Annotated in this window: 9 protein-coding genes; 3 read left to right on the top strand and 6 right to left on the bottom strand. The window is 68.2% G+C overall.

Annotation, left to right across the window (positions count from 1 at the left end; all coding sequences use genetic code 11):
* Positions 1–69: 69 nt before the first annotated feature.
* The 6 genes from KBI5_RS20645 to KBI5_RS20620 all read right to left on the bottom strand — a co-directional run bounded on the left by KBI5_RS20645 (position 70) and on the right by KBI5_RS20620 (position 6755).
* Complete coding sequence (locus KBI5_RS20645; RefSeq protein WP_241883048.1) at positions 70–528, bottom strand: class I SAM-dependent methyltransferase; 459 nt, start codon at positions 526–528, stop codon at positions 70–72.
* Positions 529–1719 (bottom strand): class I SAM-dependent methyltransferase, encoded by a 1191-nt coding sequence (locus KBI5_RS20640; RefSeq protein ID WP_011436004.1) that lies wholly within the window; start codon positions 1717–1719, stop codon positions 529–531.
* 102 nt (positions 1720–1821) lie between these two features.
* Positions 1822–2862 carry an NAD(P)-dependent oxidoreductase gene (locus KBI5_RS20635; RefSeq protein WP_085016180.1) on the bottom strand — a complete coding sequence of 347 codons (1041 nt, stop codon included), beginning with the start codon at positions 2860–2862 and terminating at the stop codon, positions 1822–1824.
* A gap of 5 nt (positions 2863–2867) precedes the next feature.
* Complete coding sequence (rfbF, locus tag KBI5_RS20630; RefSeq protein ID WP_085016178.1) at positions 2868–3641, bottom strand: glucose-1-phosphate cytidylyltransferase; 774 nt, start codon at positions 3639–3641, stop codon at positions 2868–2870.
* Complete coding sequence (locus KBI5_RS20625; protein ID WP_011436001.1) at positions 3638–5029, bottom strand: glycosyltransferase family 4 protein; 1392 nt, start codon at positions 5027–5029, stop codon at positions 3638–3640. The genes rfbF and KBI5_RS20625 overlap by 4 nt, the downstream gene beginning before the upstream one ends.
* A 388-nt stretch (positions 5030–5417) precedes the next feature.
* Positions 5418–6755, bottom strand: a complete 1338-nt coding sequence (locus KBI5_RS20620) for an acetyl-CoA hydrolase/transferase C-terminal domain-containing protein (protein ID WP_085016177.1) — start codon at positions 6753–6755, stop codon at positions 5418–5420.
* 102 nt (positions 6756–6857) lie between these two features.
* Here KBI5_RS20620 and KBI5_RS20615 point away from each other — a divergent pair, with 102 nt between their 5' ends.
* The 3 genes from KBI5_RS20615 to KBI5_RS20605 all read left to right on the top strand — a co-directional run bounded on the left by KBI5_RS20615 (position 6858) and on the right by KBI5_RS20605 (position 11119).
* Complete coding sequence (locus tag KBI5_RS20615; protein WP_085016176.1) at positions 6858–8624, top strand: GAF domain-containing protein; 1767 nt, start codon at positions 6858–6860, stop codon at positions 8622–8624.
* A gap of 432 nt (positions 8625–9056) precedes the next feature.
* Complete coding sequence (locus tag KBI5_RS20610; RefSeq protein ID WP_011435998.1) at positions 9057–9323, top strand: DUF1876 domain-containing protein; 267 nt, start codon at positions 9057–9059, stop codon at positions 9321–9323.
* Between the two features lie 158 nt (positions 9324–9481).
* Positions 9482–11119, top strand: a complete 1638-nt coding sequence (locus KBI5_RS20605; RefSeq protein ID WP_085016179.1) for an LCP family protein — start codon at positions 9482–9484, stop codon at positions 11117–11119.
* Positions 11120–11139 lie beyond the last annotated feature (20 nt).

Here is an 11139-nt window from a genome sequence, read left to right as displayed (position 1 = left end):
CCAGATCCGATGCGCCACACATCAGCCAACAGTCGGACCCGGAACGAGCGCCAACCACTCACAGCAACATCAACAATGAAGCTGAATGTTTACGATGTAGGTTGGGTCGTACCCGGTTCCGGCACACAGTCCCCGGGCACACAACAGGCGCAGGAAGTCCCCCTTGCCCGACCCGATCTCGACAACCTCCCGCCCCACCAGGTTATGCCGGACGATCAGACGGTCCGCCAACGCCTCGGCGTACGCCCGGAAGGCGGGCGAGAAGTGCAGCGAGTTGTCATACTCGCCGCCGTACTCGACGAGGCCGGCCTCGAACGCGACATTGACCACGGTGCCGCACTCGGCACACAGCGACAGCTCCAGAGCACGGCGCTGCGCGGTCATGGCGGCTTCCCGCGACGGCCACAGCACGCCGGTCATCACCGGCGAACGCTCAACACGTACCAGGTCTTCKAGCGCGGTGCCCTGGCATGCCGGACAGACATTGGTCACCGGACAGACGTTGCTCACCAGACAGACATTGCTCACTCAGACGGCCCTCAGCTCGGTGTCGACGCCCAGCCGGGTCAACTCCCCCGCGATCTCGTCACGATAGATCGGATTCATGATGATCAGAAGATCCGGCCTATCTTCCCGCAGCCACTCGGACGGGACGATACGGTGGCCGCTGCCCGCCATGAACATGCCGTGTTTGTGCGGGTTGATGTCGACGGCGTAGCGGACCAGGTCGGCGGCCGGGCCGAGGGTCGCCAGAAACGACACACCTTTGGAGCCCGAACCCCAGATCGCCGCCTTTTCGCCGCGCTGGTGCCCGCGCCACAGCATCTCGCTCCACCGGTTCAGCGTCGTGGCCACCTCACGCTGGAAGTGCCGTACCCCGACGCGCAGGGTGGCCAGGTCGTCCTCGATCGGCAGCGGGTCACCGGCCGCCGGAACGGTGGACGGCCGCGCCTCGATCAGCAGGTACTGATCGTCATAGTCGAGGGAGACGTCGAGCACCTCGAACCCGGTAGCTCGGAACAACCTCGCCAGCGAACCGGCGCTGAAATAGGAGCAGTGCTCGTAGTACACATCCCAGAACGCCGCCTCCTGCAGCACCCGCAGGACGTCCGGCAGCTCAAAGAGGACCGGGATATCGGTCCGGTCACCGAGCGCGGCCCGGATCATCCGCATGAAGTCGCCGACCGGCGCGATGTGCTCCAGGGTGTGCCGGCACACGACGGCATCGGCGGTCAGGTGCGCATACCGCTCGGAGTAGAGGTCCGTGATCCAGGTCAGCCGGCCGGCAACCGGGCTGGTGATGCGCTCGGGCCGGACACCCGGGTCGATCCCGATGCCGGCGCCGGCACCCTGCTCCACCAGGTGGACGAGAAACTCACCCTTGCCGCACCCGATCTCCAGGACCGTCTTCCCGTACAGATCGTACTTGTCGGTCCAGCGCTTGGCGAGGTCCCGCGCGAACTCCTGAAATCGGGTGGAGAATGCCTGCGTCTCCTCGTACCGGGCGGAGTACTGATTCTTGGTCGGATCGAAGGCCGTGTTCATGATGAAGCCGCAGCGCTCGCAGAAGGCGATCCGCAGATCACCCTTCGGGAACGCCCGGGCCTCGTCCTCGTCGGCCAGCAGCAGACAACTGTGCGACGGGACGTCGTCCTTTGTATAGACGGAGGTGAGACGGGAACCGCCGCAGGCGGGGCAGGCGGTGGACTGGTCAGTCATGGAACGACCCTCGGTGTCGGAACGGGAAGGATGAACCGGCAGCCCCGCCGCGGGTACGTCGCCGCAGGTATGTCGAGCCGCGGCAGCGGCGGCCGAGCACGCTCATGGCACCCGCATCGGTGCGGCCGACCGCAGGGTGACGTCGAGCAGACCGTCCGCCATGAGTTGCTGGATGCGCTGGATCCGCTGGAAGCGGGAGCCGATCAGCTCCTCCTTGGTCAGCCCGGCGGCGACGTAGGCCAGGTAGAGCTCCTCGACCCCCTTGCGGACGGTCCACACCGGCCGGAATCCCGGTATCTCCTCGGMGATACGGTCGCAGTCCACCCGGTAGTTCCGCTTGTCCGGCCCGGCCGTGTCCGCGAAGACCACCCGGCCGCCCGGCACGACCTCCTCGACGATCGCGGCCACGTCGCGTATCCGATAGTTCTCCGCCGACCGGCCGACATTGTAGGCCTTGAGGTGGATCTTCTCGCGGGGCGCCTCGCACACGGCGAGCATCGCCCGGGCGATGTCCTCGATGTGTACCAGCGGCCGCCACGGCGTCCCGTCGCTCTTGAGGTAAACCTCGCCGGTCGTCACCGCGTAGCCGGTGAGATTGTTCACCACAAGATCACCACGCAGTCGGGGTGAGACGCCGTACGCCGTGGYGTTACGCAGGAAGACCGGGCTGAAATCGTCATCGGCAAGCTCGGCGAGCTCTCGTTCGGCGATCACTTTTGACTCGCCGTAGGGAGTCACCGGATGAAACTCGGCCGACTCGTCGATGGGCGCGTCTCCGTGCGCACCATAGAGGCTGCACGAGGACGAGAAGACGAAACGCGGTACGCCCGCGGCCTTGGCGGCACGCCCAACCAGCAACGTCCCCCGGGCGTTGATGTCATAGGTCACGGCTGGGTTCAGATCACCCAGCGGATCATTGGATATGCCCGCCAGATGGACCACCGCGTCGTAACCCTCCAGCTGGGACGGCCGGACGTCCCGAATATCAAGTTTCAACGCCGGCACGAAGTCCGGATCGGGTCCGAGGGTACACCCGGAGAACAGTCCGCTGTCCAGACCCACCACATCGTGTCCGRCAGCCCGGAAGAGCGGGATGAGACGGGTTCCTATATATCCGTCGTGTCCGGTGACCAGAATACGCATCGAGCTCAGTCCCATACCTTCCAGGGCGCACAGCCACCATCCCACAGTGACTGCAGGAGTTTGCGGTCGCGTACCGTGTCCATGCACTGCCAGAAGCCGCCATGCCGATACGCCATGAGCTGACCGTCCTTGGCGAGCCTCTCAAGGGGCTCCTTCTCGAACTGGGTGTCGTCGCCGGCAATGTAGTCGAAGACCTGCGGTTCCAGGACGAAGAAGGCACCGTTGATCCAGCCCTCACCGGCCTGTGGTTTCTCCGAGAACTCCACAATCTGGTCCCCGGCCAGCTCGAGGTGACCGAACCGGGCGGGTGGCCGCACGGCGGTCAGCGTGGCGATCCTGCCATGCGAGCGGTGGAAGTCGCGCAACGCGTTGAGATCGATGTCCGCTACGCCGTCCCCCCAGGTCAACATGAACGTCCCCGCGTCACCGAGCCAGGGCGCGAGTCRCCTGATACGACCGCCGGTGGCGGTATTCTGACCGGTGTCGACCAGATTTACCCGCCAATCCTCCGAGGTACCCCCGTGCCGCTCCACAGCGCTCTGCCGAAGCGACACCGTGAGATCGCTGGTCAGCGCCGCGTAGTCCACCAGCCAGCGTTTGATATATTCGCCTTTATACCCCAGGGCGATCGTAAAATCGGTGAACTGGAAGTGAGCGTAGTACTTCATGATGTGCCAGATGATCGGCCGGTTGCCGATCTCGATCATCGGTTTGGGTTTGATGACCGTCTCCTCCGCCAACCGGCTGCCCAGACCGCCGGCAAGAATACCGACCTTCATCGTTCCGCTCGTTCCCGGGAGCCGGTCGCGTGAACCGGCGCTGCCGAGCCGCTCACGCGGGTCAAGCCGCCCTGACGAGGGACCGGGATACTGGGGTGGCCGGCCTGGCGACCACGTAGCCGGTCGTGGACCCCGACGTAGCGGGGCTCCGAATACCGCCAGGACAGTTCGTTCACAATGCGCTCCCGACCCCGGGCGCCAAGGGTCCGGCGTCGGTCCGGGTCCGTCAGCAGTTCGGCGAGGGTCCGGGCGAAGTCCGCCACCGTGTCGGAGGGTACATAGACGGCGGCGTCCTCGGCGCTCACCCGGGTCTCGGTCAGGTCATAGGCCACCACCGGCAGCGCATAGGCCATGTATTCGAGCGTCTTGGACATGGTGGACACCTCGTTCAGCGGGCTCCGCGGGTCCGGCGACAATCCGACCGTGGCGGTGGACAGGTAGTCCCGGATCATCTGGTCGTCGGCCCGCCCGGTGAACTCGACCCAGTCGTCGAGACCGAGCCGGCTCGACTGTTTCCGCAGATCGTCCAGACAGTCACCAAATCCCAGCAGGGCGAAGGCGCAGTCGGTGCGCCCGAGAACGTGGACATAGTGATGTATGGCATCGAGGAGTCGGTCGACACCGTCCTGCGGGCCCATTATTCCCAGATAACAGGCAAGGTGCTGCCGGCCGCGCCGCAATTCGGGCCGCTCCGCGGCGGGCTTCATCAGTTCGGGGTCCGGTCCGTTTCGGACGACGGTCACCCGTTCCGACGGCAGCCGCCCCCTGGTCAGGGCCAGCCGCCGGTAAGATTCGTTGGTCACGATCACGTGGTCAGCGACCCGCTGATTCATCCGTTCAAGCAGCAGCAACGCGCGGAGCAACAGCCCCCCGTCCTTACCGAACCGTGAGCGATAGAGTTCCGGACAGAGATCATGATGGTCGAAGACGAACTTCTTGCCGAATGGCTTGTAGAACAGCGCGAGCGCCCAGTACGTGTCCGGCGGGTTACATGCCTGGATCACGTCGAATCCGTGCCGGCGGGCCACGGCGACGGACAGGACAGCGGTTCGCACCCAGCAGTAGCCGAACTCGAAGACGTAACTGAGCACACCCTGGGTCCGGGGTGCGCCACGATACGTCCAGATGCTGACACCGTCAACGATCTGGTGACGCCGCTGCCCCGGGCCCCGTGGGCATATTACGGCAACCTGGTAGCCCTGGTTGCGAAGCGCCTGGCATTCCTGCCACGTCCGATGGTCGATCAGAATCGGCAGGTTCTGAACTACGATCAGAACCCGTCCTGCGTCGCCGATGTCGGGAGATTCGGTCGAGTCGGTGTCAGGCGCCGACGTGAGAGTATTCGCGCCCGTAGCCAACGAGATAGTCCCGTCGCGTGTCTGTCCCACATTTTTCTCCCGAAGATGAACGACCCCGTTGCCCGCGGACGGTGGACCTATCCTTTCCTTTCCGTCATGGCGAGGCTAGCGGTCGGCCTGGGCGTCACCGGCGATTGAAAAACTTGCGTGTCGCGTCTTGGGACCGGGCTCGGCCGATTCTCGACGCAGGAACGACAGAACTGACCGTTGGGGGCGGCTTATTCCAGCCATGCTGTTTGACGGCGGCAGCCATGGCCGCCATGGATGCCGTGTTCGCGTCTTTAACGCCCGGGGCACTCTCGCGCTTTTTGACGCAAAGCCGCTCCTGGCGGCGGACCACCCGGTGACTTGTCGTGCGTTCCTCGGCTTTCTGGTCAGCTTACCGAATCAGACGATCATCGGATCAGACGGTCCCGGATCAGACGGTTGACGATGCGCGGCCGGCGAGCAGTCCCAGCGACCCGGCCGCCTCCGTCAGGCCGGCTCGGGCATCGGGGTGGGCGACGTGGTCGATGAGTCGGGCGGTCTGTTCGTGCTGGCCGCGCCCCCACACGGCCGCGGTCCCGTTCTCGGACACGACGTAGCTGTGCTGGAAACTGGTGACCGGGCTGGTGAGCCGCGGCAGCACACAGGAATCCCCCGACCGGGCATGCCGGCTCGGCAGGGCGATGATCGCCTTGCCGTCGGCCGCGTGCAGCGCGCCGACGACGAAGTCGGACTGCCCACCGAAGCCGGAGTAGATGCGGTTGCGGATCCAGGACGCGTTCGCCTGCGCATACAGATCCACCTGCAGCGCGGTGTTGATCGAGGTCATCCGCGGCTGCCGGGCGATGACCCCCGGGTCGTTCACGATTTCGGTGCGCACCAGCAGCAGCCGCGGATTGCGGTGCGCCCACGAGTAGAGCTCGGCCGACCCGAACAGGAACGAGGTCCGCAGCGGTGTCCCGGCGGCCAGCGCGCCGGAGGCTTCGAGCGCGAGCATGCCATCGGAGAAGGTCTCGGTCCACACGCGCAGATCCCGCCGGTCGACGAGGGCCGACAGCGTGGCGTTCGGGACACCGCCGATGCCGAGCTGCAGGGTCGCCCCGTCCTCGACGAGCGCGGCGACCCGCTCGCCGATCTGCCCGCGGACGTCGTCGACGGGCGTGACCGCGGGGCTGGCGAGCGGCTGCTCCACCTCCACGGCGAGGTCGACGTCATCGATGCTCAGTTCACCGTCGCCGAAGGTGTAGGGCATCGCCGGGTTGAGCTGGGCGACCACCAGTCCCCCGTGCGCGCGGGCCGCCTCGACCGCGGCCGGCAGGATGTTGACTTCGGTGCCGAGCGAGACCTTCCCCCCGTCGGGCACGCTGGTGTGCAACACGACGACGTCGGGCCGGTGGGTGGTCGCGAGCAGGCGAGRCACGAGGCTGAGCCGGTTGGGCAGGTAGTCGAGGCCGGGCACGTTGCGCATCGCCGGGCCGACGAACGCGGTCTCCGGCGTCACGCCGCCGCGTTCCGGCACGCCACCCTGAGCGTTGATCATAAAGAGGCGGTATTCACTCACCACCGCGTCGATCACACGCAACGCGACGAGCGGGGTGGCGAAGTTCCCCGCCGCCACGACCCGCGGCGTGGCCGACCGCCATCGGCCAGGACCGGCTACCCCCGTACCGGCTCCGGCTCCACGAGGACCGGCTCCACCGCCCACACCGGAACCCGCGGCGAGATGGGTCTCGATGCGGCGACCGAACTCCGCCTCGCTGACGATATCCATACCCGCATGGTGGCGTACCGGTGCGCGGCCAGCGAAGAATGGTCATCGCCTCATCCCGCGGATCATGCCGGCCCAGGCCCGGTCGGTTATCGTCTTGAGAACATGGAGTCCGAACGGGACCTCGCCTCCGCGGACGAAGGGACCTCCGATCTGGCCGGCACCGCGCCGTCTCCGGGACCGCCGGGAGAGCTGATCTTTCCCGCGGTCGCTCGGCTCGAGCTCGACGAGCTTCTCGCCCAGCTGGTGGACCGGGCCCAGGACGTTCTGGCCACTCAAAGCCGGCTGCACGGCCTGCTGCGGGCCAACCGGATGGTCACCGCCGACCTCAGTCTCGACGTGGTGCTACGGCGCATCGTCGAGTCCGCGTGCGAGCTGGTTGACGCCCGCTACGGCGCGCTCGGGGTAATCTCCCGCGACGGTCGGCTCGAACAGYTCGTGCACGTCGGGATGGACCCGGGACTCGTCGAGACGATAGGGCGGCTGCCCCGGGGAGACGGCGTGCTGGGCCTGCTCATCGCGGAACCGCGGCCGGTGCGCCTCGACGACATCGCCGACCACCTCCAGGCGGTCGGTTTCCCCCCGGGCCATCCACCGATGCGGGCCTTCCTCGGGGTGCCGATCCGGGTCCGCAACGAGGTCTTCGGCAATCTCTACCTCACTGAGAAACGCGGCGGTCGGGTGTTCACCGCGGAGGACGAGGAGCTGGCGCTCGCGCTGGCCGCGAACGCCGGTGTGGCGATCGACAACGCCCGGCTGTTCGGGGAGGCCCAGCATCGCCAGCAGTGGTCGCAGGCATCCGCCGACATCACCCGGCATCTGCTCGCAGACGGCGACGACCCGCTGGAGCTGATCGTCCAGCGGGCCCGCGACGTCGCCCGCGCGGACACGACGGCGCTGGCCCTCGGGTCGGAGACGGCGACCGAGCTGTCCTTCGACGTCGCCGCCGGGCAGGACGCGGACCTGCTGCGGGGCCGACGGGTACCGATAGAGAGCTCGCTGGCCGGCCGCGCGGTATGCGACCATGCGCCGCTGGTCGTCGCCGACGTCCGTGAACTGGCCGAATCCGAGGTCCACGACCTCGACATCGGGCCAACGATGATCGTTCCGCTGATCACGTCACATGTCACGTCCGGGGCGCTGATCCTCGCCCGGCGCCGGGGCGGTGACCTGTTCACAGACGCGGACCTGGAGCTGGCGGCCGCGTTCGCCGCGCACGTCGCGCTCGCGCTGGAACTCGCCCGCTCCCGGGCCGCACGCGGCCGGCTGTCCCTGCTGGAGGACCGCGACCGGATCGCCCGCGACCTGCACGACCACGTGATGCAACGCCTGTTCGCGGTGGCGATGGGCCTGCAGGGCCTCGCGGCCAGCGAGGAGYGGCCCACCCGGGCGGAACGGATGAACACCTACGTGGAGGATCTCGACGAGACGGTACGGGAGATCCGCCACACCATCTTCGAGCTGCGGGGCCGGGCGGCACCGGCGACGGGCAGCGGCCTGCGGGCGCAGATCCTGGGCGTCATCGACGACATGACCGGCGCGTTCGGCTTCACCCCGCGGGTCCGGCTGGACGGACCGGTGGACACGATGATCGGCTCTACCGTCGGCGACCATCTGATCGCGGTCGTGCGCGAGGCGCTGTCCAACGCCGCCCGGCATGCCAAGGCGAGCAGTGTCGAGGTGACCGTGACCGCCGCGAGCGGCGCCGTCACCGTCGACGTGGTGGACGACGGGGTCGGCATCGGCCCTACCACCCGCCGCAGCGGGCTGGCGAACATGCGGGCCCGGGCGCGGGATCTCGGCGGGACCTTCGAACTCGGCCCGGGCCCCGACGGCGGCACCCAGCTGCGCTGGTCGGTGCCGACTAGCTGACCCGTCCGCGGATCCCGCCGGCCGACGGATCCGCGACCAGCTGGCCGCCCAGATACGTCCGCACCCGCCCGCGGCCCTGTTCGAGCCGAATCCGCCCTCGTGCCTCGGCCGTCATCCACTCGCCTCCCGTTCTCGCGTTCGGACCAGTCCCTCCCAGGGACCGGTTCCTCCTGGACCAACCGGCGCGGCGCCCCACGCCTTCCCGTTGCCGGGACGGTGAATCCCGGCAATACCGGAAGGCGGAGGATGCCCAACATTAAGCGCGCCGATGAACGGGCCATACGCCACCTGTGGGTGCCCGGCCCGGCCGGTGCCCGGGCCGGGCACCGTGTCACCCCCCCCGTGTCACCCCCCCGTGTCACCGGGGACCACGCGGGCACGTGACAACCAGGAAGAACTCATCCGAGGAGAACTCGTCGGACGGAGGCCGAGATGACCACCACAAGAACCTGGACCGTGCAGATCTCCCTGACGGAGCAGCACGGCCGTACCCAGGCGGATGCGGCCCTGCACGGCAGCGCCCGCGACGATCTACATGGGACGGGGCAGGCCCGGCTGCACCCCGGGGAGTCCGACGTTCCCGAGATCGGGGACGAGGTGGCCGCCGCGCGCGCGTTGTCGGAGCTGGCACACCGCCTGTTYGACGCGGCCGCCGAAAACATCCAGGCGGCGATGGCGGGACCCGACCGGACTATGTGATCGTCGTCCGCCGCCGGTGAAGCCGGTGAAGCCGCCGCCGCTCACCCGGATATGGCCAAACTCGGCTGAACCCCTCATCAGGGAGCATGAAACCATTCGTGTTACTTTCCGTGCCATGCCGGACCCTGCTCGCCGGACCGCTCGAGGAGAGGCGGGAAGTGACCGCACCGCACCCGCAGAACGACGCCGCCGACCACGCGCGGGTGCTTCCACCCCGGCTCGACCCGCGGGGATCGGGGTCCGGCCGGTCGGGATCCGGGTCGGCACGCGGCGGACGGTCGGCTAGGCGTCGCGGGTTGCGGGTCTTCCTGGCCTGCGTGTCCTGCCTCGTGTTCGTGGCCACGGTGGGGGGCTGGGCCGCGTACTTCTATGTCGACGGCAAGGTCAACCGGGTCGACCTCGGCCTCGGTTCGGGCGGCGACTCCGGCGGGGTGGGGACCGCGAACTACCTGCTGGTCGGGACCGACAGCCGCGCCGGTACCAACGGTAAGTACGGAGACGCGCCGGGCCAGCGCTCCGACACGACGATCCTCGCGCACCTGACGAAGGATGGGACCACCACCATGGTYTCCTTCCCCCGCGACATGTATGTGCTGATCCCCGAGTACACCGACGGGGCCGGCAAACGTCACAAGGCCTGGCACGACAAGTTCAACGCCGCGATCTCCGTAGGCGGCCCGTCGCTGTTGGTGCAGACGGTGCAGAGCCTGACCGGCCTGCAGGTCGACCACTACATCTCGATGGACCTGGAGGGTTTCAAGGAGATCACCGATGCCATCGGCGGTGTCCAGGTCTGCATCAAGCCGTCGGACGCGAAACCGAGCCGCTACCAGGACGACCGCGGGCGGTGGCGGATGAGCACGAACACCAACGACCCGATGAGCGGATTCGTCGGTGGGCCCGGGACGATCCAGCTCGGCGGCGACCAGGCCCTGGCCTTCGTTCRCCAACGCCACGGCCTGCCGGACGGCGACTTCGACCGCATCCGCCGGCAGCAGCAGTTCATCGGCTCGATGTTCCACAAGATCATGGCAGACGACACCCTGACGAACCCGATCAAGGCCCAGAAGCTGGTATCGGCGGCAGCGAGCGCGCTCACCCTCGACAACCACACCAGCATCGCCGACCTGCGCAGCCTCGGCACCCGAGTCCGCGGGCTGGYCACCGGGGGCCTCCAGATGCAGACCGTGCCCGTCCACGCGCCGACCCGTGCCGAGGGGGCGATCGACGACAACGGCAACATCCGCCTGCACGGAGTCCCGGCCTCCGTGCAGCTCTACCGGCCGGACGACCTGCAGCGCATCGTCGCGCCGATGGGTGGCAAGGCCGAGGGCGCGAGTTCTACCACCGACGCCGGGAGCGGGGGGACCGGTCCGGCGCTCGCTCCCGGCGCCGCCGCCGCGCCCTCCCAGGTCCGGGTCGCCGTCTACAACGGCTCGTCGCGGGCCGGACTCGCCTCCAAGGTCACCGAGCAGCTGACTGCCAAGGGCTTCCACGCCCGCAACGCCGGCAACGCCTCGGTCCTCACCCACGAGACCTCCCGGGTGCTCTACGCCCCCGGGCAGGAGGCCGAGGCGAACACCGTCGCCGCGGCGGTGCCCGGCTCGGTCCTGCTCGCCGATGCGAGCATCACCGGTGTCCAGCTCGTCCTGGGCTCCGGCTTCACCGCGGTGGTGACGCCGAGTGTGACGGCCGGTGGGACCGCGCCTGCGCCCGCACCGGCGGCGGCCGGACCCGCCGCCGGACCGGCGCCGCCGGGAGCGCCCTCGCCGGGCCCGCCCACCTGCACCTACTGATCCTCCTGGTCCCACCGGCC

It is taken from the genome of Frankia sp. KB5, assembly GCF_002099325.1.
GTDB classification, from domain to species: domain Bacteria; phylum Actinomycetota; class Actinomycetes; order Frankiales; family Frankiaceae; genus Frankia; species Frankia casuarinae.
This window is presented reverse-complemented; position numbering and strand designations above follow the sequence as displayed.